The organism is Mesorhizobium sp. B1-1-6 (genome assembly GCF_006443035.1).
Taxonomy (GTDB): Bacteria; Pseudomonadota; Alphaproteobacteria; order Rhizobiales; family Rhizobiaceae; genus Mesorhizobium.
Window position 1 is genome coordinate 72,339 of the sequence record NZ_VFWR01000014.1, and the last position, 23,371, is coordinate 95,709.

The window sequence follows — 23,371 nt, forward strand, 5'->3', positions numbered from 1 at the left end:
TGCCTTTGTGGCTTCTTGCAAAAAATTGAACCAATTCTAAAATTGAGTCAATTCTGTTTCTGTGGCAGACAGCCGGCATGAGTGGATTGAGGGCAAGGCAAAAGGCCGACCGGCACCGCCGCATCATCGAGGCGGCCGCCGAGCTTTTCCGCGAGGCAGGCTATGAAGGCGCCAAGATCGAAACGATCGCGGCCCAGGCCGAAGTGTCGATCGGGACGATTTACAATTACTACCAGAATAAGGGCGACATCCTCGGCGCCATCGTCTCCATGGAGGTCAACGAGGTGCTGAATGCCGGGCGAGGCGTGGTCGACAGCCCACCGGCCAATGTCGGCGATGCGCTGGACACGCTGATCGGCATCTATATCGAGCACTCCTTGCACTATCTCAGCAAGGAAATGTGGCGCCAGGCGATGGCGATCTCGACGCAACTGCCCGACAGCCCGTTCGGCCAGGCCTACACGGCGCTCGACCGCGCTCTGACGCAACAGATCCGCGCCCTGATCGCAAGGCTGCAGGAGATCGGCCTGGTGCGGCGCGACATCGACGGGCAGGCGGTGGGTGAGCTGGTCTTCAACAACATGAACATGATGTTCATCGAGTTCGTGAAACGCGACGAGGCAAGGATAGCGGAACTGCGCGCGGCGATCCGACGGCAGAACCGGATCTTGGTGGCGGCGATCGGGATGTGAGGATGGAAGCGACCGCGGCATGAACCAGCTTCCGCTGCCAGTGTGACTGACGATGAGTGCCAACGGCGGCGCCCGTCTACACCGCCGGGCCCCGCGCACAGGGCAGCGTAGCCGCTGGGCCTAATCAGCGATTCCTTCGAAGCATCGACCGAAAGGAAAGACGCGGCCGCAGTGTCGCAGGTAAAAATCAGTGATCGGTCGGATCGATCTTCGTCAGGCGCTCTCGCGCTTCGGTGACGCGCCGCTGCGCGGACCTTATCCTGCTGCAAAGCGCGAGATTGATGCCGACGCCACAGTCTCCGTCCAGCATTTCTTCCGCCCGCTTGAGGGCGAGTTCCGCTCGGCCAATTCGCTGCCTGGCTTGGGCCAGTTCCATATCCAAGAGTTCGATCATTGTTCCGCTACAGAGTTTGCGGTCCCTTCGGTCGTTAACCGTCTCCGGCCGGGTTTGGTTCCGGGTTGGGGCTCGAGACTCAGGACAGCAGGAGAAAGTCGCCGCTTCGGCACCGACCTCATTGCACGCGAAGTCGCCTCTTGAGTTGAATTTGAAATCTGTTACAACTTATAGGGGCAGACGAAGGGGAGAGATGGTAAATGGGGACGTTTTCAATCTGGCATTGGGCGATCGTACTGCTGATCATCGGCGTGCCTGTTTTCTTTGCGGTTCGCTCAGCCGTGAAGCCGTCACAGGGCCCGGCGGCTCTTGTAGGATTCGGTGGCTGGCTTATGCTATTGGCGATCGGCCAGGTGTTGTCGCCGCTGCGCACGCTCGCCGACTTGGCCAATTCGGCCGAGGGTTACCGGCAACTCATGCCCCTGCCAAATGGACTGGTTGCGGTTTATAGCGAGGTTGCCCTCAATCTGGCATTTCTGGCGCTTCAACTGGTTGTGCTCATTTCGATGCTGCGGCGAAGCCGACGCTTTCCACAATTGTTTCTGGTTCAGTGGATTGCGATACCGGTTGTGTTCGTCCTGGACACGATCTTGATCTCATCAACTCTAGGCGTCCCGGTGAGCCAGATCCTTGCTGGAGATGCGCTGATGACACCCATTCTGTCGTTCGTTTTCACCGGAGCCTGGGTCGCCTACGTCCACAAGTCTGTCAGGGTGAAGAACACGTTCGGCGGCGAAGTGGCAGCCGGCCAGGTCGCGACGGCCTCCTAGCGAGAGTCCGCCAGGCTCTCTTCCCATGAGCAGTCCTCTTTCGTCGAAGGCTTCGGAGGACTCCTCAGTCTAGTGGGCGCTGGTTGGCCTACCATCCGGGCGGGCCGCGCGCCGGTTGCGCTGGGCTAAATCGCCTGCAGCGCCGCGCCCGAACTTATCCGCAGTGCAGTATGTTTTCGCCAGATCAAGGGTTGGGTAATTTCGTTTGCCTATGATCACCTGGCAAGCAGGATGGATCGCAAGGCACATCATGGCCAGTTTGGATGTATGCCATCGGATCAGGATGAGGCTGCTAATCGGTATGCCTCTCGTTGTTGGTGGCGTACTTCTTCGGCACTACAGTTTTCACGCCTTCGAGCTTGTCATATTCGGGTTCTCGATTGCTCTGACCCTTTTCTCGATCTGGCTTGTCTATGTCAGCTGGCCCGGCCGAGAGCAAAGGCTGAAAGATAAGACCAGCGCCGCCTATGCGCGGCCGATCATGGCCTCATTCCTTCTCATTGTGTCTCTCTACGGCAACTATATCGTTCTGCCTGTCGTGACCGGGTAAGAAAATTGTCCCGGAAGGGGAAACTTACAAGGGCCATACTGGACTCAAGGGAGCTCTAAGGTGGCCTGCCACCCGAAGCTCGAAGAACGAAGGGTGGTGCCCCCGGCAGGAATCGAACCCGCGACCTTCGGTTTACAAAACCGCTGCTCTACCAGCTGAGCTACAAGGGCATGCGGCACCGGTTAGCCATATTTGCGGCGCCAGTAAAGACAAATGTCGGTTTTGAGGCGCTCATGAACGCTGCCGGGCAACAGGCACGGCATCCTGAAAACGGCCAATTCGCTTCCTATATCTACGGCAGGTGCAATCGCTTGGGCGAGGCTGCCGCATGATCAGATTTGTCATCATCCTGCCGATCGTCGTCATAGCCTGGATGCTTCTGGTGAAGCTTATCAGGAGCGTCAAGAACGCCAATATCGACTGGACCGGCGTCACCACCATCATCGGCTTCATCGCGCTCGCCTTCTGGCTGCGCCATGTCACGGGCATGGGGTGGTGAATAGTAGTCAGCAGTCAGTAGTCAGTAGTCAGTAGTCAGTAGTCAGTAGTCAGTAGTCAGTAGTCAGTAGTCAGTAGTACTCACTACTCACCACTCACGATTCATCCCATCTCCGGCCTTGCCGAAAAAAATCTCCTCCACCTTTCGAACCTTTTCCCGCGCCGCGCCGACTGATGGTCAGAGGCGAATGGGTCGCCTCGATCAAAGATCCAGGAGATCATCATGTTCCAGCGCACTCTCGTTTCAGGCCTCGTTGCCATTTTCGTCGCCACCGGCGCGCTCGCCGGCACCGTCGGCACGTCGTCAGCCCACGGCATGCACGGCCATCATCATCACCACCACAACCATCACAAGAAGCACTTCAAGAAGTTCTGGTGGAAGCACCACAACCATCATCACCACAAGCACGGCAAGGTGATCATCTTTCTTTGATGGAGGGACCCAATTCTCCCGAAAGGGCGGCTTCGGCCGCCCTTTTTCGTTGGGCGAAATGGGACGGTCATCAATGTCTAGCCAGGCCCTTGCAGGCCGCCGTCAGCATGACCTCCTTGGTTCACGTTCAAAAAAGATTTGAACCTTTTTCTTGTGCCGAACGACAGATGATCAAGAGGCGGATGGGTCGCCTCTCCAAACGAAGCAAGGAGATCGTCATGTTCAAGCGCGCACTCGTTTCCGGCCTCATCGCCACCGCTGTCGCCGCCACCGCACTGGTCGGCACCGTCCAGCCCTCGGCGGCTCATTCGCATCACCACCACCATGGCATCGGCATCGGCATCGCCGCCGGCGTCGGCGGTTTTGTCCTGGGCAGCCTGCTTGCCCAGCCCCGCGCCGTCTATGTGGATGAGGACGGCGGCTCGTGGCACGTCCGCCGCTGCTTCGATCGCTATTCGAGCTACGATCCGGACTCCGACACCTACATCGGTTACGACGGCTATCGCCATTACTGCCGTCTCTGAGAGGAGGGAGCACCGTTCAGCACCAGAAGAGGGGCTCAGGCGAGCCTCTTTTCTATTGCTTGGACAGCGGCACGCCTGTTGGATCGCCGACTTTCAATGAGATGCCTGAAAGTCCTCGGTTTTGTCGATGCGATCGGCAATGTACAGGCATTTCCCGAAGGCCTAATCTGCTTTGGCGATGATCTGCGGGCGATATGGGGAGGGTGATCCTTGGACGAGCAGGACCCGAAAGAGGAACAGGTCGAAATCATTTTCCGCAACGGCACGGTCACGGCCGTCGGCATCCTGCTGGCGTTTTCCCTGGGCTTCATCACGCATTGGGCCGCCAATCCGATCCCGTGGCAGACCTATCATCTCGTCGCCGTGCTGCCCATCCTGGCCGGCATCGCCTTGCAAATGCGGGCACTGTCGCTTCTGCTCGACACAAAGTGCCTGCGGCTGAGCGCCTATGAACGCGCCAACCGCATCTTCATCACCGGCCTTGTCTTCACCGCCTGCGGTGTCGGCATGGCGATCCTGCTCGATTTCTTCGATCTTGCGAGCAAAAGCGCGCTGCCCGGGGCAGGTTGATCATCCGGTTTGCACGCCGCCGATCATCTTGGTTACCTCGGCCGCGGCGCTGTGCACCAGCGGGCCGATCTCGGCCAGCCGCTCAGGCGTCACTCGGACCGTCGGGCCCGACACGGAGACACCGCCGATCGGCTCGCCGAATTCGTTGAAGATGGCTGATGCCACGCAGCGCATGCCTGGGTGCCGCTCCTCGTCGTCGACCGACCAGCCGCGCAGCTTGATCGTCGCGAGATCATGCGCGAGGGCGGGGATGTCGGACAGCGTCCTGTCGGTAAAGCGCTGCAGGCCGGCCTTGCGCAATATGGCTCCGACGCGCTCCGGCTCGAGATGGGCCAGCACCGCCTTGCCGATGCCGGAGGCATGAAAAGGGCTGCGCGTCCCCGGTCGGAAGAAGGCGCGGATTGCCTGGTGCGTCTCGACCTGGCTGACGAACACCACGCAGTCGTCCTCGGCGACGCCGAGATTGGCGGTCTCGCCGGTTTTCTCCATCAGCTCCTGCATGACGATGCGCGCGCGGTCGACCAGCTTGCGGCGGCGCAGGAACGCCGCGCCCATCCGGTAGGTCTCGACACCGATCGACCAAAGCTGGTCCGAGCTGTCGAACTCGACCATGCCGTGGTTTTCGAGCGTCGTCAGCATGCGGTAGGCGGTAGAGGCGGCCAGACCGCTTTGCGCGGATATCTCGCTCAGCGATAGGCCGCTGCCTTCGGCAACGATGGCCAGGATGCGCAAGGCCCGGTCCAACGACTGCACCGAAGCCGCTTCCGAGGGGCCGTTGAAGGCGCGCGGCCGGCCGCGCTGGCGTTTTTCAGCGGTTTCCATTTACGCCATCATGCCCGATTTTCCCGAACGGAGAATGAAAAAGTTTTTCACGCGTTCTGCATTGCCACTTTTTGGAAAACAAAAAGAGAAAGGAAATCAATTGGCAACGGCAGCTTCCCAGAAATGAAAAAATATTCTGAAAAAATTGAAAAATAGCCGGCTTGCTGACATTCTCAGTCATCCAACAATCACAACCCTGTGGAGGCCGGAACAATGGCCAGGATGCGCGCTGTCGATGCTGCGGTTCTCGTTTTCGAAAAGGAAGGCATCGCCTGCGCCTTCGGCGTGCCGGGAGCGGCGATCAATCCGCTCTACTCGGCCCTGAAGGCGAGGGGCACCATCCGCCATGTGCTGGCCCGTCATGTCGAGGGCGCCTCGCACATGGCCGAAGGCTTCACCAGGGCCAAGGCAGGCAATATCGGGCTCTGCATCGGCACGTCAGGCCCGGCAGGCACCGACATGATCACCGGGCTCTACTCGGCCGCAGCCGATTCCATCCCGATCCTCTGCATCACCGGCCAGGCGCCGCGGGCGCGGCTGAACAAGGAGGATTTCCAGGCCGTCGACATCGCCGCTATCGCGTCGCCCGTCGCCAAATGGGCGGTCACCGTCATGGAGCCTTATCTCGTGCCGATGGCGCTGCAGAAGGCATTCCACCTGATGAGGTCTTCGCGCCCGGGACCGGTGCTGATCGACCTGCCGGTCGACGTCCAATTGGCCGAGATCGAGTTCGACATCGACGCCTATGAGCCGCTCGCGCCGTTCAAGCCGGCGATGACGCGCGCCCAGGCCGAAAAGGCTCTGGCGATGCTCAACGCCGCCGAAAAGCCGCTGATCGTCGCCGGCGGCGGCATCATCAATGCCGATGCGTCGGACCTGTTGATCGAGTTCGCCGAAATCACGGGCGTGCCGGTCATCCCGACGCTAATGGGCTGGGGCGCGATCCCCGACGACCATCGGCTGATGGCGGGCATGTGTGGGCTGCAGACATCGCACCGCTACGGGAACGCAACGATGCTCGAGGCCGACTTCGTGTTCGGCATCGGCAACCGCTGGGCAAACCGCCACACCGGTTCGGTCGATGTCTACACCAAGGGAAAAAAGTTCATCCATGTCGACATCGAGCCGACGCAGATCGGCCGCGTGTTCGCACCAGATCTCGGCGTCGTCTCGGATGCGGGTGCCGCACTGAAGATACTGCTCGACGTCGCTACCGAATGGAAAACGGCCGGAAGACTGCGCGACTGGTCGGGCTGGGCGAAGGAATGCCAAGGCCGCAAGAAGACCATGAAGCGCAAGACGCATTTCGACCAGGTGCCGCTCAAGCCGCAGCGCGTCTATGAGGAGATGAACAAGGCGTTCGGGCGCGACGTCACCTACGTCACCACGATCGGCCTGTCGCAGATCGCCGGCGCGCAGTTCCTGCATGTCTACAAGCCGCGCAACTGGATCAATTGCGGCCAGGCCGGCCCGCTCGGCTGGACACTGCCGGCAGCCCTTGGCGTGCGCGCCGCCGATCCCGACCGCACCATCGTGGCGCTGTCGGGCGACTATGACTTCCAGTTCATGATCGAAGAACTGGCGGTCGGCGCGCAGCACAGGCTGCCCTACATCCACGTCGTCGTGAACAATGCCTATCTCGGCCTGATCCGCCAGGCGCAGCGCGGCTTCTCGATGGATTACGAGGTCAGCCTTGCTTTCGAGAATATCAACCGATCGGACGATCCCGAGGCCGGCTACGGCGTCGACCACGTCGCTGTTGCCGAGGCGATGGGCTGCAAGGCGGTCAGGGTGCGCAAACCGGAAGAATTCGCCGGTGCCTTCAAGGAGGCGCAGCGGCTGATGAAGGAGCATCAGGTTCCCGTAGTGCTCGAATTCATCCTCGAACGCGTCACCAATATCTCGATGGGCACCGAGATCGACAAGATCACCGAATTCGAAGACCTTGCCGAACACCAAGAGGATGCCCCGACAGCGATCGTGATGCTCGACTAGGACGGAAGAAGGACAAAAAGAATGCCGCGTTTTTCAGCCAATCTTTCGATGCTCTTTGGCGAGCATGACTTCCTCGAACGTTTTGACGCAGCTGCCCGCGCGGGCTTCAAAGGCGTCGAATATATAGGCCCCTACGACCATGCCCCCGAGGTGGTGGCCGCGCGGCTGAAGAAGAACGGCCTGACACAGGTGCTGTTCAACCTGCCGGCGGGCGATTGGGGCAAGGGCGAGCGCGGTATCGCCGTTTTGCCGGACCGAGTGCCGGAATTCCGCCAGGGCATCGCCAAGGCGATCACCTATGCGCAGGCGCTCGGCTGCTCACAGGTCAATTGCCTGGCCGGCATCGCGCCCGCCGGTGTCGACCGCAAGGTGCTCGAGGATGTCTTTGCCGAGAACCTCGCCTTCGCGGCGGAGAAACTGGAGCAGGCCGGTATCAAATTGCTGATCGAGCCGATCAACACGCGCGACATTCCAGGCTTCTTCCTCAATTATTCCGACCAGGCGCTGGCGCTGATCGACCGCGTCGGCTCGAAGAACCTGTTCCTGCAATACGACATCTACCACATACAGATCATGGAGGGGGATCTCGCCCGTACCATGGAGGCAAACCTCGGCCGCATCGCGCATATCCAGCTTGCGGACAATCCCGGCCGTCACGAGCCGGGGACAGGCGAGATCAACTATCCCTTCCTCTACGAGCACATCGACCGCATTGGTTATTCCGGCTGGGTCGGGGCGGAATACAAGCCGAAGGCGGGGACCGAGCAAGGGCTGGGTTGGTTAAGGGAGCTGGCCGGGCAGGGAAGTGCCGCGGCTTAGCCGTCGAAATCGAACTCGCGTTCCTTCACGCCCCCCTCTGGCCTGTCGGCCATCTCCCCCACCAAGGGCGGAGGTTGGATGTCACCGGCGGCTTCGCTAAATTTTGAACCGGGAAAGTTGGGGCCAGCGCCGAAACTGCCAATCTCCCCACCTGTGGGGGAGATGGCCGGCAGGCCAGAGGGGGGCGTGAAGGAACGCAACCTCAACAAGACGGAGAACCACAATGGAAACCATCGGCTTCATCGGCCTTGGCATCATGGGCGCGCCGATGGCGGGACATTTGCTGGACGCCGGCTACACGGTGATCGCCAGCGACCATCGCTCCAAACCGCGGGCCGATCTCGTCGCCAGGGGCCTGAAGTCGGTCACCGGCCACGCCGCCGTGGCGAAGGCCGCCGATATCATCATCATCATGGTGCCCGACACACCGCAGGTGGCCGAGGTGCTGTTCGGCGACAACGGCGTCGCATCAGGTCTTTCCAAAGGCAAATTGGTCATCGACATGAGCTCGATCTCGCCGATCGAGACCAAGGCCTTCGCCAAAAAAATCAACGAACTGGGCTGCGACTATCTCGATGCGCCGGTCTCGGGCGGCGAGGTGGGAGCCAAGGCCGCATCGCTGACCATCATGGTCGGCGGCGAGGAGAAGGCCTTCGAGCGCGCCAGGCCCGTTTTCGAGAAGATGGGCAAGAACATCACCCTGGTCGGACCGAACGGCGTCGGCCAGACCACCAAGGTCGCCAACCAGATCGTCGTCGCGCTGACCATTGAAGCCGTCGCCGAAGCGCTTGTTTTTGCTTCAAAAGCCGGCGCCGACCCCGCCAAGGTCAGGCAGGCGCTGATGGGCGGGTTGGCCGCCTCGCGCATCCTCGAAGTGCATGGCGAACGCATGGTCAGGCGCACCTTCGCGCCGGGTTTCCGCATCGAACTGCACCAGAAGGATCTCAACCTCGCCCTGGAAGGCGCAAGGGCGCTCGGCGTCCCCCTGCCCAACACGTCGACCACCCAGCAACTGTTCAATTCCTGCACCGCCAATGGCGGCGCCAGGGAGGATCACTCGGCCCTGGTCAGGGCGCTGGAGCGGATGGCCGGGCATGAGGTAGGGCAGTAGGGCAGTAGGAGCCGCCCGTTCCGGCCGATTTGGAAACCCTACTGCCGTACTGCCCTACTGCCTCAAGAATTTCCGTGCCGCATAAAGGCTTACCGCCGCCGCGTTCGACACGTTGAGCGAGCGGATGGCGCCGGGCATGTCGAGGCGAGCCAGTGTCGTCACCGTCTCGCGCGTCTTCTGGCGCAGGCCCTTGCCTTCCGCGCCCAGCACCAGGGCAAGCTTGTCGCCGGCAAAGCTCGTTTCGAGTTCGGCCGGGCCGTCCGAATCGAGACCGATTGTCTGGAAGCCGGCCTCGTGCAGTTGCGCGAGCGCGTCGGCCAGGTTCTTCACCTCGATCTGGTCGATATGTTCGAGCGCGCCCGAGGCTGATTTCGCCAGCACGCCCGATTCCTGCGGGCTGTGGCGCGCCGTGGTGATCAGCGCGCCGGCATCGAAGGCGACCGCCGAGCGTAGGATGGCGCCGACATTGTGCGGATCGGTGATCTGGTCGAGCACCAGCACCAGCTTTGTATTGCCGAGAGCGTCGAGGCGCTTGGGCTTCAGCGGCTCGGCCTCGATCAACGCGCCTTGGTGCACGGCATCCGAACCCGTGATCTTGTCGATGTCCCTGGGTTCGACCAACTCCGCCTTGAAGGGCAGGGCCGCGAGGTCGGCCAGTCCCAGCCGCTCGGCGGCATTGCGCGTCACCAGCATTTTCCGGATCTTGCGGCGCGGATTGTCGAGCGCCGCGCGCACCGTATGCAGGCCATAGAGCCGCACCAGCCCGTCGGCTGCGTTCTCGCCCGGCGGCATGGGCTGGCGCGGCCGGAATGCCGGCGCGCCGCCGCTCTTTTCGTCGCGGTGTGCACGACGCAGCTTGGCGTAGTGGGTGTCTTTCGGGGTGCCGGTCTTGTTGCTCATGGCCGGCTTCTATAGCGGTCTCCGGCGGCCAGGGATATGGCCCGTCGCCGCAGCCGGCGAACAACATCGAAAAACCCTTCCCACGCGGTTGACACCCACTGGCCTTGCCGCCATAAGGCGCTTCGCTGATTTCGGAGAAGTGATACTCGGGTCCGGATCGGCAAGAATGCCTCGTTGCATGGCTCCGGCGGCAGACTGGAGAGGTGCCCGAGTGGTTAAAGGGGACGGACTGTAAATCCGTTGGCTTAGCCTACGTTGGTTCGAATCCAACCCTCTCCACCACTGCCGGCCCGGAAGCCCTGAAACGTGAAAGCATCGGAGGCGAAAAGCGCATGGCGCTTTTCCGTGGAATCCGGTACTTCAGTGCACGGCGCGGGTATAGCTCAGTGGTAGAGCAGCAGCCTTCCAAGCTGAATATGCGGGTTCGATTCCCGCTACCCGCTCCAGATTTCCAACCCCATGCCATCGGTAAGCTGAAACGCTGCACGGCCAGGTCGCGCAGCGCTGCAGAGGATGGCAGTCCGCTCGCTTCAGCTGTTGAAGGCCGACGCGACCTGGTGTTGCTGCGGCACCTGGCCGTTCGGCGTCAGCTTGTCGACGATGCCAGGCAAGGCCGTGCTCAATTGCTTGAGCAGTTCCTGCTCGTCGAGTCCCGTCCGTTGCGCGATCTCGCGGATGACCTGCGGTCCGATCGCGTTGCCCAGGTCGTTGGCGTTGATCGGCTGGTTCTGGCCGGTGCCGACCCAGGAATCAGCGACGTTGCCGTGGCCGGAGTTCTTCAATTTGTCGAGCAGGCCGCCCAGTCCGCCAAGCAGGCCGCCATCGCCGGCCGTGGTTTCACCGGGCTCGGCCGGTACGGGAGCTTGGGGTTGCTCCGGCTGTTCGGCACTCCTGCCGCTGAGCATCTTTCCGACCAGCAGCGCGCCAAGCGCGATCATCAGGGGTTTGGTGATGTTGCCGCCCGGAACGGCATTGTCAAACAGTCCCATCGTGGATCTCCTTGTCAACCAAGCCCGTCCCATCCTCACAATGACGCAAACGGGCGGAATTTCAAGCTGGCTTGAGCTTTTGACAATCATATGAAAATGATGGACGCGGCAGGGGATTGGAGAGGAAAAATGTCAATCATCAGCTGGATTATTCTGGGAGTCATCGCCGGCTTTCTTGGCAGCAAGATCGTCAACAAGAGCGGCCAGGGCATGATCATGGATATCGTGCTCGGCATTGTCGGCGCCATTGTCGGCGGCCTGATCTTCAGCGCTTTCGGCGCGTCGGGCGTGACCGGTCTCAACATATACAGCCTGATCGTCGCGGTGGTGGGCGCCGTGGTCGTGTTGTGGGCCTACCACCAGTTCGCCGGCAAGCGGCCGATTTAGCACCAGTCCCATTCCGATAGTTCGGGATGGGATTTCTACCTGTCCGCTCGTGCATGAGCTTCCCCGAAACCGGATCCCGCACTCGGGTCATGCGCCCGTCCTGTCCTTCATCGGCGGTGTTTGCCACCGCGGAGCGCCGTCTGGCGCGTCTTATCTGACCCTCTTGAGGATATCGCGGACAGCGTGTTGAGCTTGCGGCGAGACCCCCGGCGATAATCGGCCGCAACTGGAGCCGACTTAGGCGACGACAGTCAGCCGGCGCCTGCGCTGGTCGAGCGAGACGATGGCCAGTCCGCTGCCGACAACCAGAAGGATGCCGCAGATCGCCAGCGCGTTCGGGAATTGTCCGAACACCAGCAGGCCCGAAATCATCGCCCAGACGGTGAAGCAGTAGTAGAACGGCGCCACCGCGCTGGTCGGCCCGACGCGATAGGCCATGAAGATGAAGAAATGGCCGAAGATCAGGAAAAACCCGGCTCCGGCCATGAGCAGCAAATGATGTGCTCCGGGCATGATCCAGCGCTCTGAAACCAGGTGTGCCGCACCGGCGCCGATCAGCACCACGACGACGGCGGAGATCGCCACGATCATTCCCGGCACCTCGGCCGGAACCCGCCTGCCGGTGAGATCGCGCGCGGCCGACAATGCCGCATTGCCAAGCGCCAGCAAGGCGTAGACCGAGATGCCCTGCATGGTCGGTTGCGCCACCATCAGCGCGCCGATGAAGCCGAGACCGATCAGCGCCATGCGCTGGCCGCCGATCCGCTCGCCGAACAGGATGGAGGAGCCGACCAGCATCAAGAGCGGCGTGACCTGTCCGAGGGCGGTGGAATCGGCGATCTGCATGTTGGCGAGCGCCACGACGTAACAAAGGATGGCGGCCAGTTCGAGCAGGTTGCGGTGCAGCACGCGCTTGTCGAAGATCAGCGGGATCTGTTTGCCATAACCAAGCGCAAGCAGCAGCGGAAAGCCCCAGAGCGCTGCCGCTGCGCCGCGCAGGAACAGCACTTCATAGGACGGCAGGCCCGCCGTGGCGAGCTTCATCATCGTATCGTTGATGAGATACGACCCGGTCGAGACGATCATGAACAGGGGGCCGCGAACGGCTGTCGGGATGAAATGCATCGGTGCAGGAAATCAGAGCGGGAACACCGCCGCAATGGGCCATGAAGCGCCGACAAATCCGACAGCGACCGACGAGCGGGGCGCGGGAGGCCGGCGCGATTGCGCAGGGGTTTAGGCCATTCCATTTCATGCGGCACGTTCCTATATCAGCGCCATATCCCCGCAATCGGATCACGGGTTCGGACCGAGTGAGAAGGCGCCCGGGCAAAAGACGCTTGTGTTTTTTGGCCTTTGTCGCTAATCGCCCCGCATTCGACTGAACTGAAGGTCCAGGCCGTCCAAGGAAAGAGACTATGGCAAAAGGTAAATTCGAGCGCACCAAGCCGCATGTGAACATCGGCACGATTGGCCACGTTGATCATGGCAAGACGTCTTTGACGGCAGCGATCACCAAGTATTTTGGCGAATACAAGCGCTATGACCAGATTGACGCGGCGCCGGAAGAGAAGGCGCGCGGCATCACGATTTCGACGGCTCACGTTGAGTACGAGACGGAGAACCGCCACTACGCCCATGTCGACTGCCCCGGCCACGCCGACTATGTGAAGAACATGATCACGGGTGCGGCGCAGATGGACGGCGCGATCCTGGTTGTGTCGGCCGCCGACGGCCCGATGCCGCAGACGCGCGAGCACATCCTTTTGGCCCGGCAGGTCGGCGTGCCGTCGATCGTGGTGTTCTTGAACAAGGTCGACCAGGTCGACGACGCCGAGCTGCTTGAGCTGGTCGAGCTCGAGGTTCGCGAATTGCTGACCAAGAACGAGTTCCCCGGCGACGACATTCCGATCGTCAAGGGTTCGGCGCTGGCGGCTCTGGAAGATTCGGACAAGAAGATCGGCGAGGACGCGATCCGCGAGCTGATGGCTCAGGTCGACGCCTACATCCCGACGCCTGTTCGTCCGCTGGACAAGCCGTTCCTGATGCCGATCGAGGACGTGTTCTCGATCTCGGGCCGCGGCACGGTCGTGACCGGTCGCGTCGAGCGCGGCGTGGTCAAGGTCGGCGAGGAGCTGGAGATCATCGGCATCCGTCCGACCACCAAGACGACCTGCACGGGCGTCGAGATGTTCCGCAAGCTGCTCGACCAGGGCCAGGCGGGCGACAACATCGGCGCGCTGCTGCGCGGTGTCGACCGTGAAGGTGTCGAGCGCGGCCAGGTTCTGGCCAAGCCCGGTTCGGTGAAGCCGCACAAGAAGTTCGTGGCCGAAGCCTACATCCTGACCAAGGACGAGGGCGGCCGTCACACGCCGTTCTTCACCAACTACCGTCCGCAGTTCTACTTCCGCACCACTGACGTGACCGGCATCGTGTCGCTGCCGGCCGGCACCGAGATGGTGATGCCCGGCGACAACATCACGGTCGACGTCGAGCTGATCGTGCCGATCGCCATGGAAGAGAAGCTGCGCTTCGCCATCCGTGAAGGCGGCCGCACCGTCGGTGCCGGCATCGTCGTCACCATCAAAGAGTAATCGACACCGGCATCAGCCGGATCGAGAAGGAAGGGCGGTCCTCGGGCCGCCCTTTTTGTCGGCGACCGAAGGTCAGCGTTGGCATGCCGGGGCCGACACGCGGTCGAACGGTAGCCGCGTTCATCGAACTGGCCATCGAGGCAGGTTGAGGCTTGCTCGATTTTTCCGCTATCGTCGCTGCAGGCGGCGCTGGGCGGAGGTCAAGTATGAGCCAGGATGTTCCCACACTCTACGAATGGGCCGGCGGCAGCGAAGCGCTCAACCGGCTGACGCAGACCTTCTATGACAAGGTGGCGCAGGATCCGGTCGTCGGGCCGGTGTTCAAGCATATGTCGCCCGACCACCCCGCTCATGTCGCGGCCTTTATCGGCGAGGTTTTCGGCGGGCCGAAAACCTACAGCGAAAAATTCGGCGGCCACCGCGAGATGGTCATGCATCATCTCGGCAGGCATTTGACGGAAGAGCAGCGCCGCCGCTGGATCAACCTGCTGGCCGATGCCGCGGATGCCGTCGGGCTGCCTGACGATCCGGAGTTCCGTTCCGCCTTCATGGGCTATGTCGAGTGGGGATCGCGGCTCGCCAAGATGAATTCCAATCTCGGCGAAACGTGCGACCCGGAGACCGAGCCGATGCCGGCCTGGGGCTGGGGCGTGCCCGGCGGGCCTTACCGGGTCCCGGACACCAAATAGCGTCCAACGGATACACGGGCCGGCAGGCAAGATCTCCGCGAACAGCATGCCGGCGCACTCGAGCATGAAACCGGAGATCGATGGCGGCGGGCTGGTCGTCGACCATCCCGATTTCCGGGAAAGGGGATGAAGGCGCGTTTGCTTGCAAACCGCTCTTTACAGAGCGCGCGGAAGCTTTTAGGAAGCCCCTGCTGCGCCGAGGCGCACGTGTACGGGCATAGCTCAGTTGGTAGAGCGGCGGTCTCCAAAACCGCAGGTCGTAGGTTCGAGCCCTGCTGCCCGTGCCATTTCGAGAAATGGCACGCCAAAACAAAAACTCAGCCATTTCCTAAATGGCCATCAGAAACGATATTTCTGCGGGCTGCCCTTTGAAAATCGGCGACCGGCTTGCCATATGAGGCTGATTGAGGCATAAGGGCGCCATAGCCGGGACGGAACGACTGGATGGTTCCGAGGCGGCGTTTGGTCATAAAGCGGACACTTGCCACTTGCGTGGATCAAGAATCGGTTTTATGTAGACGAAACAGACACGCGACGCGTGGAGCTGGGAAGCCGGCTTTACGCGTCTGATTTGCATGGGCGAAATGATTGCGCTGATTCGGCGCGAAAATGGACCCAGGCGGCACGTCCCGGCCAGCGGGATCATCCAGGAGACCCGGCCAACGGGTCTTGAAGACAGAGCGGCATATGGCTTCGAAAACCACAAATCCTTTCGTCTTTCTCCAGCAGGTTCGCGCGGAGACCGCCAAGGTGACTTGGCCGTCGCGACGCGAAACGATGATCTCGACGGTGATGGTTCTGGCTTTCGCTGTGATCGCGATGATCTTTTTCTTCACCGCCGATCAGCTCATGGGCCTCGCGGTCGAACAGATTCTGGGCATTGGACGCTAAGTCCGGCGATTACGGAGAAGTCGTGAAATGACTACGCGCTGGTACATCGTCCACGCCTATTCGAACTTTGAGAAGAAGGTCGCCGAGGACATCGAGAACAAGGCCAAGCAGAAGGGCCTGTCCGCCGATATCGAGCAGATCGTCGTGCCGACCGAGAAGGTCGTCGAGGTTCGTCGCGGCCGCAAGGTCGACGCCGAGCGCAAGTTCTTTCCGGGCTATGTGCTCCTGAAGGCCAACTTGACCGACGCCGTGTTCTCTCTGGTCAAGAACACGCCGAAGGTCACCGGGTTTTTGGGCGACTCCAAGCCGGTGCCGATCACCGAGGCCGAGGCGCAGCGCATCCTGAACCAGGTGCAGGAAGGCGTCGAGCGGCCGAAGCCCTCGGTTACTTTCGAGATCGGCGAGGCGATCCGCGTCTCGGATGGCCCCTTCGCGTCCTTCAACGGCTTCGTCCAGGAAGTGGACGAGGAGCGGGCGCGGCTCAAGGTGGAAGTTTCGATCTTCGGGCGCGCCGTGCCTGTCGATCTGGAATTCGGACAAGTCGAAAAAGGCTGATCCGAAATCCCTGGCGCCGTTCCGGTGGTCAGGGGAGGCGGCGCGGCAACGCGCGGCCTGAGAACGGTGGGAGGCGAATGCGGCTTTAGCCGGCCGCAGGAACCGCACCACCAGACTGCAACAGCCGGTGTTTTCCCAGATCGAGGGGCCGGCATAGACAAAGGCAGGAATAGAGATGGCTAAGAAAATTGCAGGCCAGCTCAAGCTCCAGGTTGCCGCGGGCTCGGCTACGCCGTCGCCCCCGATCGGCCCGGCGCTTGGTCAGCGCGGCATCAACATCATGGAGTTCTGCAAGGCGTTCAACGCGCAGACCCAGGAAATGGAAAAGGGATCGCCGATTCCGGTCGTCATCACCTACTATCAGGACAAGTCGTTCACCTTCGTCATGAAGACGCCGCCGGTGAGCTACTTCCTGAAGAAGGCCGCTAACCTGAAGTCGGGCTCCAAGGAGCCGGGCAAGGTCAAGGCCGGCACGATCGGCCGCGACAAGGTCCGCGCCATCGCCGAGCAGAAGATGAAGGATCTAAACGCAAACGACGTCGAGGCGGCCATGCGCATGGTCGAGGGCTCCGCCCGCTCGATGGGTCTGGAAGTGGTGGGCTGAGATCATGGCAAAGATTGCAAAGCGTGTATCGAAGACCCGCGAAGGCATCGATCCCAACAAGGCTTATACCTTGGGTGACGCGCTGAAGCTGCTCAAGGATCGCTCGACGGTTAAGTTTGACGAGACGATCGAAGTCGCGATGAATCTCGGCGTTGATCCTCGCCATGCCGACCAGATGGTCCGCGGCGTGGTCAACCTGCCGAACGGCACCGGCCGCTCGGTCCGCGTCGCCGTGTTCGCCCGTGGCGACAAGGCCGAGGAAGCCAAGGCCGCCGGCGCCGACATCGTCGGCGCGGAGGACCTGGTCGACATCGTCCAGAAGGGCACGATCGATTTCGATCGCTGCATCGCCACGCCGGACATGATGCCGCTCGTCGGCCGTCTGGGCAAAGTGCTCGGCCCGCGCGGCATGATGCCGAACCCGAAGGTCGGTACCGTCACCACCGACGTCGCGGCCGCCGTCAAGGCATCGAAGGGCGGCGCTGTGGAGTTCCGCGTCGAGAAGGCCGGCATCGTTCACGCCGGCGTCGGCAAGGTCTCGTTCGACGTCAAGGCGCTGGAAGAAAACGTCCGCGCCTTCGCCGATGCGGTGACCAAGGCAAAGCCGGCTGGCGCCAAGGGCAACTACGTCAAGAAGGTGTCCGTCACCTCGACGATGGGCCCGGGCCTCAAGCTCGACGTCTCGACGCTCGCGGCGTCCTGATTAACCGTTTGGATCGGCCGCTGAACGGGCCGATCCGTAAGTGAATTCCGGGCCTGGATCGTTCTGGGCCCGGTACCGGGAGCCGAAAGGTTTCCGGACATCCTGTCCGAGATTGCAGGCGGCCCGGCCTTGATTGAAAAGGGGGGCCTTAATTCATGTGGGCCTGCATGAGACGGGTGAAGACCTGACAACGGAGCAAGCGCTCCAATGAAAGGTTCGAACCGTGTTTGCCTTTTGTCTGCGCATCGTCCGGCTTGCCGGCGATGTGGCGAAAGGGGGCAGGATCCTCGAGCGCTGTTCGGGAGATCCGTTACTGGATGGCCCGGCCGGCAAAAGGCAACCCGACGCCTGTCCTCGTGAATGGGAATGTTCCCGTTAGCAGGATGGGGGTCAACTGGAGATAGGCAGTGGACAGAGCGGAAAAACGCGAACTCGTCACGGGCCTGAACGATGCGTTCTCGAACGCGGGTTCAGTGGTCGTGGCCCACTATGCCGGTATCACCGTCGCGCAAATGAACGACCTCCGGTCGAAAATGCGCGCTGCCGGTGGCACCGTTAAAGTCGCGAAGAACCGTCTCGCCAAAATCGCTCTTCAGGGCACGGACTCCGCATCGATCATCGATCTGTTCAAGGGACAGACGCTGGTCGCCTATTCGGAGGATCCGATTGCGGCGCCGAAGGTCGCGTCCGATTTCGCCAAGGGGAATGACAAGCTCGTCATTCTCGGCGGCGCAATGGGCACCACCTCGCTCAACGCCGACGGTGTGAAGGCACTCGCCACACTTCCGTCGCTCGACGAGCTGCGCGCCAGGCTGGTTGGCATGATCGCCACGCCGGCAACCCGGATCGCCCAGATCGTCAATGCGCCCGCGGCTTCGGTCGCGCGTGTCATCGGCGCTTACGCCCGGAAGGACGAGGCGGCATGAGGCCGTTCCTCGCTATCACAAACACACGTTCGAACCTTATGAAGGAATACAACAATGGCTGATCTCGCAAAGATCGTAGACGACCTTTCGAAGCTGACCGTCCTTGAGGCGGCTGAGCTGTCGAAGCTTCTGGAAGAAAAGTGGGGCGTTTCGGCTGCTGCTCCCGTGGCTGTTGCCGCTGCCGGCGGCGCTGCCGCTGCCGCTGCTCCGGTCGAGGAAAAGACGGAATTCGACGTCGTCCTCACCGATGCCGGCGCTCAGAAGATCAACGTCATCAAGGAAGTCCGCGCCATCACCGGCCTTGGCCTCAAGGAAGCCAAGGACCTGGTCGAAGCGGCTCCGAAGCCGGTCAAGGAAGCCGTTTCCAAGGCCGACGCCGACAAGTTCAAGGCCCAGCTGGAAGCAGCCGGCGCCAAGGTCGAGCTGAAGTAAGCGTAACAATCGGCGGACGGCCTCGCGCCGTCCGCCACTCCCTCGGGTGACCTGGGGAGGCTGCGTAGCGCGAGATGCACGAAAACCTCTTTCCTGAGGGCCGAAAACCGGCTCTCAGGAAACGGGTTTTCTCCCGTTTTAGCCGGCCGCCGCCAAGTAGTTTGGTAATGGGGCCGGAGAACAGACAGAGAGCCGCTGCCCAGGCGGTTCGGATGCAAGGCGAGCCGCGGCGAGGCTCGCCCCGAGTTTAGAGCTAAGGAGCGACGATGGCCCAGACCCAGACTTTCAATGGCCGCAGACGCGTACGCAAGTTCTTCGGAAAGATCCCGGAAGTTGCGGAGATGCCGAACCTCATCGAGGTTCAGAAGGCGTCCTATGACCAGTTCCTGATGGTGGACGAGCCCAAGGGCGGACGTCCGGACGAGGGACTGCAGGCTGTTTTCAAGTCGGTCTTCCCGATCTCCGATTTTTCCGGCTCCTCGATGCTGGAGTTCGTGAAGTACGAGTTCGAAGGACCGAAATTCGACGTTGACGAATGCCGTCAGCGCGACCTCACCTATGCCGCACCGCTGAAGGTGACGCTGCGCCTGATCGTGTTCGATATCGACGAGGATACCGGCGCGAAGTCGATCAAGGACATCAAGGAGCAGGACGTCTACATGGGCGACATGCCGCTCATGACCTCGAACGGCACCTTCATCGTCAACGGCACCGAGCGCGTCATCGTCTCGCAGATGCACCGCTCGCCGGGCGTCTTCTTCGACCATGACAAGGGCAAGTCGCACTCGTCGGGCAAGCTCCTGTTTGCCGCGCGCGTCATCCCCTATCGCGGTTCGTGGCTCGACATCGAGTTCGATTCCAAGGACGTCGTGCACGCCCGCATCGACCGTCGCCGCAAGATTCCGGTGACGTCGCTGCTGATGGCGCTCGGCATGGACGGCGAAGAGATCCTGTCGACCTTCTACAACAAGATCACCTACAAGCGCGCCGGCGATCACTGGCGCATTCCGTTCAACGTGGATCGTTTCCGCGGCCTCAAGGCCGTCGGCGACCTGGTCGACGCCGACACGGGTGAGGTCGTTGTCGAGGCCGGCAAGAAGATCACCGCCCGCCAGGCCCGCCAGCTCGGCGAAAAGGGCCTGAAGGCGATCAAGGCGACCGACGAGGACCTGCTCGGCAACTATCTCGCCGAGGACATCGTCAATTACGCCACCGGCGAGATCTTCCTCGAGGCCGGCGACGAGATCGATGACAAGACGCTGAAGGTGCTGCTTGGCACCGGCGAGGACGAGATCCAGATCCTCGACATCGATCACGTCAATGTCGGCGCCTACATCCGCAACACGCTCGCCGTCGACAAGAACGAGAGCCGCCAGGACGCGCTGTTCGACATCTATCGTGTCATGCGCCCCGGCGAGCCGCCGACGCTCGAAACCGCCGAAGCCATGTTCAACTCGCTGTTCTTCGACAGCGAGCGCTACGACCTGTCCGCCGTCGGCCGCGTCAAGATGAACATGCGCCTCGAACTCAAGGCCGAGGACACCGTGCGCGTGCTGCGCAAGGACGACATCCTGGCCGTGGTCAAGACGCTGGTCGAACTGCGTGACGGCAAGGGCGAGATCGACGACATCGACAATCTCGGCAATCGCCGCGTGCGTTCGGTCGGCGAGCTGATGGAAAACCAGTACCGCGTCGGCCTGCTGCGCATGGAGCGCGCGATCAAGGAGCGTATGTCCTCGATCGAGATCGACACGGTCATGCCGCAGGACCTGATCAACGCCAAGCCGGCGGCTGCCGCCGTGCGCGAGTTCTTCGGTTCCTCGCAGCTGTCGCAGTTCATGGACCAGACCAATCCGCTGTCGGAGATCACCCACAAGCGCCGTCTCTCCGCGCTTGGACCGGGTGGTCTGACCCGCGAGCGCGCCGGCTTCGAGGTGCGCGACGTGCACCCGACGCATTACGGCCGCATCTGCCCGATCGAGACGCCGGAAGGCCCGAATATCGGCCTGATCAACTCGCTCGCCACCTTCGCGCGCGTCAACAAGTACGGCTTCATCGAGAGCCCGTACCGCAAGATCGTCGACGGCAAGCTGACCAATGACGTCGTCTATCTGTCGGCGATGGAAGAGGCCAAGCACCATGTCGCGCAGGCCAATGCCGAGCTCGACAAGGATGGTCGCTTTGTCGACGAATTCGTCATTTGCCGCAGTGCCGGCGAAGTGATGATGGCGCCGCGCGAAAACGTCGACCTGATGGACGTTTCGCCCAAGCAGATGGTGTCGGTGGCCGCGGCCCTGATCCCGTTCCTTGAGAACGACGACGCCAACCGCGCGCTGATGGGCTCGAACATGCAGCGCCAGGCCGTGCCGCTGGTGCGCGCCGAAGCGCCGTTCGTCGGCACCGGCATGGAGCCGATCGTCGCCCGCGATTCGGGCGCCGCCATCGGCGCCCGCCGCGGCGGCATCGTCGACCAGGTGGACGCGACGCGTATCGTCATCCGCGCCACGGAAGACCTCGATCCGGGCAAGTCCGGCGTCGACATCTACCGGCTGATGAAGTTCCAGCGTTCGAACCAGAACACCTGCATCAACCAGCGTCCGCTGGTGCGCATGGGCGACCGGGTCAACAAGGGCGACATCATCGCGGACGGTCCTTCGACCGAGCTCGGCGATCTGGCTCTCGGCCGCAACGTGCTGGTCGCGTTCATGCCGTGGAACGGCTACAACTACGAGGACTCGATCCTCCTGTCCGAGCGCATCGTCGCCGACGACGTCTTCACCTCGATCCACATCGAGGAGTTCGAGGTCATGGCGCGCGACACCAAGCTCGGACCGGAGGAAATCACGCGCGACATTCCGAACGTCTCGGAAGAAGCGCTGAAGAACCTCGATGAAGCCGGCATCGTCTATATCGGTGCCGAAGTGCAGCCGGGCGATATCCTGGTCGGCAAGATCACGCCGAAGGGCGAAAGCCCGATGACGCCGGAAGAAAAGCTTCTGCGCGCCATCTTCGGCGAAAAGGCATCCGATGTGCGCGACACCTCGATGCGCATGCCTCCGGGCACCTTCGGCACCGTCGTCGAGGTGCGCGTGTTCAATCGCCACGGTGTGGAGAAGGACGAGCGCGCCATGGCGATCGAGCGCGAGGAGATCGAACGCCTCGCCAAGGACCGTGACGACGAGCAGGCGATCCTGGATCGCAACGTCTACGCGCGCCTTTCCGACGTGCTCGTCGGCAAGGAAGCGATCGCCGGACCGAAGGGCTTCAAGAAGGGCTCGACGCTATCGAAGGACACGCTCGACGAGTATCCGCGTTCGCAGTGGTGGCAGTTCGCCGTGGAGAACGAAAAGCTCCAGAGCGAACTGGAAGCCCTGCGCGGCCAGTACGACGATTCCAAGAAGGCACTCGAACAGCGCTTCATGGACAAGGTCGAGAAGGTGCAGCGCGGCGACGAAATGCCTCCGGGCGTCATGAAGATGGTCAAGGTCTTCGTGGCGGTGAAGCGCAAGATGCAGCCGGGTGACAAGATGGCCGGCCGTCACGGCAACAAGGGTGTCGTGTCGCGCATCGTTCCGGTCGAGGACATGCCTTTCCTCGAGGACGGCACGCATGCCGATATCGTGCTCAACCCGCTGGGTGTGCCGAGCCGCATGAATGTCGGCCAGATCCTGGAAACGCATCTGGGCTGGGCTTGCGCCGGAATGGGCAGGAAGATCGGCGAGATGATCGACGCCTACAAGTCTGCCGGCGACATCAAGCCGCTGCGCAAGACGCTGGAGAGCTTCATGCCCGCCAACGACCGCAATGAGCCGGTCCGCGAGTATGACGACGAGAGCATCGTTCGCCTGAGCGAGCAGATGCGCCGCGGCGTCTCGATCGCGACCCCGGTGTTCGACGGCGCGCACGAGGCCGACATCAACGTCATGCTGGAGCAGGCGGGCCTGCACACCAGCGGTCAGTCGCAGCTCTATGACGGACGCACCGGCGAGCCGTTCGATCGCAAGGTGACGATGGGCTACATCTACATGCTCAAGCTTCACCACCTCGTGGACGACAAGATCCACGCGCGTTCGATCGGTCCGTACTCGCTCGTCACCCAGCAGCCGCTGGGCGGCAAGGCGCAGTTCGGCGGCCAGCGCTTCGGTGAAATGGAGGTCTGGGCGCTGGAAGCGTACGGCGCCGCCTACACGCTGCAGGAAATGCTGACGGTGAAGTCGGACGACGTCGCCGGCCGCACCAAGGTCTACGAGGCGATCGTCCGCGGCGACGACACCTTCGAGGCCGGCATTCCCGAGAGCTTCAACGTTCTCGTCAAGGAGATGCGGTCGCTCGGCCTCAACGTCGAATTGGAGAACACCAAGCTCGACGAAGCCCCGGTTCGGCTGCCCGACGCAGCGGAATAAACAAGACACCCGGTCGCGGGAGAGGCTCCCGCGACCGGGTGCACCAAATTCTTCGGCCGGTGGGCCGACCACTCAGCGGGCATTTGCCCCGCATCAGATGCAAGGGGTTTTCGAGGACCC

The 23,371-nt window shown here is 62.0% G+C and carries 24 protein-coding genes and 4 tRNA genes; 23 read left to right on the forward strand and 5 right to left on the reverse strand.

Translation table 11 applies throughout. The features are described from left to right. Positions 1-77: 77 nt before the first annotated feature. The 3 genes from FJ979_RS25405 (at position 78) to FJ979_RS25415 (ending at position 1,856) form a co-directional block, all read left to right on the forward strand. Positions 78-692 (forward strand): TetR/AcrR family transcriptional regulator, encoded by a 615-nt coding sequence (locus FJ979_RS25405; protein ID WP_140493601.1) that lies wholly within the window; start codon positions 78-80, stop codon positions 690-692. 190 nt (positions 693-882) lie between these two features. After that, positions 883-1,230, forward strand: a complete 348-nt coding sequence (locus FJ979_RS32695; RefSeq protein WP_181168487.1) for a hypothetical protein — start codon at positions 883-885, stop codon at positions 1,228-1,230. A gap of 56 nt (positions 1,231-1,286) precedes the next feature. Continuing rightward, entirely contained in the window at positions 1,287-1,856 is a 570-nt protein-coding gene (locus tag FJ979_RS25415; protein WP_140584185.1) for a DUF2569 family protein, read from the forward strand. Positions 1,857-2,500: 644 nt separating this feature from the next. Here the strand turns inward: FJ979_RS25415 and FJ979_RS25420 are convergent. Next, positions 2,501-2,576 (reverse strand) — tRNA-Thr (locus tag FJ979_RS25420). Between the two features lie 158 nt (positions 2,577-2,734). On the opposite strand from FJ979_RS25420, the gene FJ979_RS25425 reads away from it, so the two are divergent. The 4 genes from FJ979_RS25425 to FJ979_RS25440 all read left to right on the forward strand — a co-directional run bounded on the left by FJ979_RS25425 (position 2,735) and on the right by FJ979_RS25440 (position 4,431). Beyond that, on the forward strand, positions 2,735-2,905 hold the full coding sequence (locus FJ979_RS25425) for a hypothetical protein (RefSeq protein WP_140493589.1): 171 nt from the start codon (positions 2,735-2,737) through the stop codon (positions 2,903-2,905). A 222-nt stretch (positions 2,906-3,127) separates the two neighbouring features. Next, positions 3,128-3,337, forward strand: coding sequence for a hypothetical protein (locus FJ979_RS25430; RefSeq protein ID WP_140584187.1), 210 nt, complete (start codon positions 3,128-3,130; stop codon positions 3,335-3,337). A 218-nt stretch (positions 3,338-3,555) separates the two neighbouring features. Next, a complete protein-coding gene (locus tag FJ979_RS25435) occupies positions 3,556-3,861 on the forward strand; it encodes a BA14K family protein (protein WP_140584188.1) in 306 nt (101 codons plus the stop codon). A gap of 210 nt (positions 3,862-4,071) precedes the next feature. Further along, positions 4,072-4,431: a hypothetical protein gene (locus FJ979_RS25440; RefSeq protein ID WP_140584190.1), complete on the forward strand. Its 360-nt coding sequence runs from the start codon at positions 4,072-4,074 to the stop codon at positions 4,429-4,431. On the opposite strand, the gene bhcR is transcribed toward FJ979_RS25440, so the two are convergent. Further along, a complete protein-coding gene (gene bhcR, locus FJ979_RS25445) occupies positions 4,432-5,253 on the reverse strand; it encodes an HTH-type transcriptional regulator BhcR (protein ID WP_140517623.1) in 822 nt (273 codons plus the stop codon). 213 nt (positions 5,254-5,466) lie between these two features. Here bhcR and gcl point away from each other — a divergent pair, with 213 nt between their 5' ends. From gcl to FJ979_RS25465, 3 genes are all read left to right on the forward strand, one after another. After that, on the forward strand, positions 5,467-7,248 hold the full coding sequence (gene gcl / locus FJ979_RS25450) for a glyoxylate carboligase (protein ID WP_140584191.1): 1,782 nt from the start codon (positions 5,467-5,469) through the stop codon (positions 7,246-7,248). 21 nt (positions 7,249-7,269) lie between these two features. After that, positions 7,270-8,067 (forward strand): hydroxypyruvate isomerase, encoded by a 798-nt coding sequence (gene hyi / locus FJ979_RS25455; protein ID WP_140584193.1) that lies wholly within the window; start codon positions 7,270-7,272, stop codon positions 8,065-8,067. Positions 8,068-8,290: 223 nt separating this feature from the next. Then, entirely contained in the window at positions 8,291-9,178 is an 888-nt protein-coding gene (locus FJ979_RS25465) for a 2-hydroxy-3-oxopropionate reductase (RefSeq protein ID WP_140584194.1), read from the forward strand. 54 nt (positions 9,179-9,232) lie between these two features. Here the strand turns inward: FJ979_RS25465 and FJ979_RS25470 are convergent, their stop codons facing one another. After that, positions 9,233-10,078, reverse strand: coding sequence for an RNA methyltransferase (locus FJ979_RS25470; protein ID WP_140584196.1), 846 nt, complete (start codon positions 10,076-10,078; stop codon positions 9,233-9,235). A 197-nt stretch (positions 10,079-10,275) separates the two neighbouring features. Here FJ979_RS25470 and FJ979_RS25475 point away from each other — a divergent pair. Together FJ979_RS25475 and FJ979_RS25480 are read left to right on the forward strand one after the other, a co-directional pair. Next, positions 10,276-10,360, forward strand: a tRNA-Tyr gene (locus tag FJ979_RS25475). A gap of 90 nt (positions 10,361-10,450) precedes the next feature. Beyond that, positions 10,451-10,524: transfer RNA gene (locus FJ979_RS25480), tRNA-Gly, on the forward strand. 84 nt (positions 10,525-10,608) lie between these two features. On the opposite strand, the gene FJ979_RS25485 is transcribed toward FJ979_RS25480, so the two are convergent. Next, positions 10,609-11,067: a YidB family protein gene (locus FJ979_RS25485; protein ID WP_140584198.1), complete on the reverse strand. Its 459-nt coding sequence runs from the start codon at positions 11,065-11,067 to the stop codon at positions 10,609-10,611. Between the two features lie 129 nt (positions 11,068-11,196). Here FJ979_RS25485 and FJ979_RS25490 point away from each other — a divergent pair, with 129 nt between their 5' ends. Then, positions 11,197-11,454 carry a GlsB/YeaQ/YmgE family stress response membrane protein gene (locus FJ979_RS25490; protein WP_140525526.1) on the forward strand — a complete coding sequence of 86 codons (258 nt, stop codon included), beginning with the start codon at positions 11,197-11,199 and terminating at the stop codon, positions 11,452-11,454. A gap of 237 nt (positions 11,455-11,691) precedes the next feature. Here the strand turns inward: FJ979_RS25490 and FJ979_RS25495 are convergent, their stop codons facing one another. Next, positions 11,692-12,579, reverse strand: a complete 888-nt coding sequence (locus FJ979_RS25495; protein WP_140525525.1) for a DMT family transporter — start codon at positions 12,577-12,579, stop codon at positions 11,692-11,694. Positions 12,580-12,872: 293 nt separating this feature from the next. Between FJ979_RS25495 and tuf the strand changes: the two genes are divergently transcribed. The 10 genes from tuf to rpoB all read left to right on the forward strand — a co-directional run bounded on the left by tuf (position 12,873) and on the right by rpoB (position 23,251). Then, the gene (tuf, locus tag FJ979_RS25500; RefSeq protein ID WP_140515452.1) at positions 12,873-14,048 is read left to right on the forward strand and encodes an elongation factor Tu; all 1,176 of its coding nucleotides are present in this window, start codon (positions 12,873-12,875) and stop codon (positions 14,046-14,048) included. Between the two features lie 206 nt (positions 14,049-14,254). Continuing rightward, the gene (locus tag FJ979_RS25505; RefSeq protein ID WP_140525524.1) at positions 14,255-14,737 is read left to right on the forward strand and encodes a group II truncated hemoglobin; all 483 of its coding nucleotides are present in this window, start codon (positions 14,255-14,257) and stop codon (positions 14,735-14,737) included. A gap of 211 nt (positions 14,738-14,948) precedes the next feature. Next, a tRNA-Trp gene (locus tag FJ979_RS25510) sits at positions 14,949-15,024 on the forward strand. Positions 15,025-15,424: 400 nt separating this feature from the next. Further along, entirely contained in the window at positions 15,425-15,628 is a 204-nt protein-coding gene (secE, locus tag FJ979_RS25515) for a preprotein translocase subunit SecE (protein WP_013531408.1), read from the forward strand. A 27-nt stretch (positions 15,629-15,655) separates the two neighbouring features. Continuing rightward, the gene (gene nusG / locus FJ979_RS25520) at positions 15,656-16,183 is read left to right on the forward strand and encodes a transcription termination/antitermination protein NusG (RefSeq protein ID WP_140501620.1); all 528 of its coding nucleotides are present in this window, start codon (positions 15,656-15,658) and stop codon (positions 16,181-16,183) included. Positions 16,184-16,358: 175 nt separating this feature from the next. Beyond that, the gene (rplK, locus tag FJ979_RS25525) at positions 16,359-16,787 is read left to right on the forward strand and encodes a 50S ribosomal protein L11 (RefSeq protein ID WP_140501622.1); all 429 of its coding nucleotides are present in this window, start codon (positions 16,359-16,361) and stop codon (positions 16,785-16,787) included. Between the two features lie 4 nt (positions 16,788-16,791). Then, positions 16,792-17,490: a 50S ribosomal protein L1 gene (gene rplA / locus FJ979_RS25530; protein WP_140501624.1), complete on the forward strand. Its 699-nt coding sequence runs from the start codon at positions 16,792-16,794 to the stop codon at positions 17,488-17,490. A 407-nt stretch (positions 17,491-17,897) separates the two neighbouring features. After that, positions 17,898-18,416 (forward strand): 50S ribosomal protein L10, encoded by a 519-nt coding sequence (rplJ, locus tag FJ979_RS25535; RefSeq protein WP_140515456.1) that lies wholly within the window; start codon positions 17,898-17,900, stop codon positions 18,414-18,416. Between the two features lie 54 nt (positions 18,417-18,470). Continuing rightward, positions 18,471-18,848, forward strand: a complete 378-nt coding sequence (rplL, locus tag FJ979_RS25540) for a 50S ribosomal protein L7/L12 (RefSeq protein WP_027146630.1) — start codon at positions 18,471-18,473, stop codon at positions 18,846-18,848. A 266-nt stretch (positions 18,849-19,114) separates the two neighbouring features. Then, positions 19,115-23,251, forward strand: a complete 4,137-nt coding sequence (gene rpoB / locus FJ979_RS25545) for a DNA-directed RNA polymerase subunit beta (protein WP_140501628.1) — start codon at positions 19,115-19,117, stop codon at positions 23,249-23,251. The last annotated feature ends 120 nt before the right edge of the window (positions 23,252-23,371 follow it).

What these genes read in the sequence shown, in the direction of transcription:
- FJ979_RS25405 (WP_140493601.1), top strand. Translation starts at nt 78, where the DNA reads ATGAGTGGATTGAGGGCAAGGCAAAAGGCCGACCGGCACCGCCGCATC.
- FJ979_RS25415 (WP_140584185.1), top strand. Translation starts at nt 1,287, where the DNA reads ATGGGGACGTTTTCAATCTGGCATTGGGCGATCGTACTGCTGATCATC.
- FJ979_RS25425 (WP_140493589.1), top strand. Translation starts at nt 2,735, where the DNA reads ATGATCAGATTTGTCATCATCCTGCCGATCGTCGTCATAGCCTGGATG.
- FJ979_RS25430 (WP_140584187.1), top strand. Translation starts at nt 3,128, where the DNA reads ATGTTCCAGCGCACTCTCGTTTCAGGCCTCGTTGCCATTTTCGTCGCC.
- FJ979_RS25435 (WP_140584188.1), top strand. Translation starts at nt 3,556, where the DNA reads ATGTTCAAGCGCGCACTCGTTTCCGGCCTCATCGCCACCGCTGTCGCC.
- bhcR (WP_140517623.1), bottom strand. Translation starts at nt 5,253, where the DNA reads ATGGAAACCGCTGAAAAACGCCAGCGCGGCCGGCCGCGCGCCTTCAAC.
- gcl (WP_140584191.1), top strand. Translation starts at nt 5,467, where the DNA reads ATGGCCAGGATGCGCGCTGTCGATGCTGCGGTTCTCGTTTTCGAAAAG.
- hyi (WP_140584193.1), top strand. Translation starts at nt 7,270, where the DNA reads ATGCCGCGTTTTTCAGCCAATCTTTCGATGCTCTTTGGCGAGCATGAC.
- FJ979_RS25465 (WP_140584194.1), top strand. Translation starts at nt 8,291, where the DNA reads ATGGAAACCATCGGCTTCATCGGCCTTGGCATCATGGGCGCGCCGATG.
- FJ979_RS25470 (WP_140584196.1), bottom strand. Translation starts at nt 10,078, where the DNA reads ATGAGCAACAAGACCGGCACCCCGAAAGACACCCACTACGCCAAGCTG.
- FJ979_RS25485 (WP_140584198.1), bottom strand. Translation starts at nt 11,067, where the DNA reads ATGGGACTGTTTGACAATGCCGTTCCGGGCGGCAACATCACCAAACCC.
- FJ979_RS25490 (WP_140525526.1), top strand. Translation starts at nt 11,197, where the DNA reads ATGTCAATCATCAGCTGGATTATTCTGGGAGTCATCGCCGGCTTTCTT.
- FJ979_RS25495 (WP_140525525.1), bottom strand. Translation starts at nt 12,579, where the DNA reads ATGCATTTCATCCCGACAGCCGTTCGCGGCCCCCTGTTCATGATCGTC.
- tuf (WP_140515452.1), top strand. Translation starts at nt 12,873, where the DNA reads ATGGCAAAAGGTAAATTCGAGCGCACCAAGCCGCATGTGAACATCGGC.
- FJ979_RS25505 (WP_140525524.1), top strand. Translation starts at nt 14,255, where the DNA reads ATGAGCCAGGATGTTCCCACACTCTACGAATGGGCCGGCGGCAGCGAA.
- secE (WP_013531408.1), top strand. Translation starts at nt 15,425, where the DNA reads ATGGCTTCGAAAACCACAAATCCTTTCGTCTTTCTCCAGCAGGTTCGC.
- nusG (WP_140501620.1), top strand. Translation starts at nt 15,656, where the DNA reads ATGACTACGCGCTGGTACATCGTCCACGCCTATTCGAACTTTGAGAAG.
- rplK (WP_140501622.1), top strand. Translation starts at nt 16,359, where the DNA reads ATGGCTAAGAAAATTGCAGGCCAGCTCAAGCTCCAGGTTGCCGCGGGC.
- rplA (WP_140501624.1), top strand. Translation starts at nt 16,792, where the DNA reads ATGGCAAAGATTGCAAAGCGTGTATCGAAGACCCGCGAAGGCATCGAT.
- rplL (WP_027146630.1), top strand. Translation starts at nt 18,471, where the DNA reads ATGGCTGATCTCGCAAAGATCGTAGACGACCTTTCGAAGCTGACCGTC.
- rpoB (WP_140501628.1), top strand. Translation starts at nt 19,115, where the DNA reads ATGGCCCAGACCCAGACTTTCAATGGCCGCAGACGCGTACGCAAGTTC.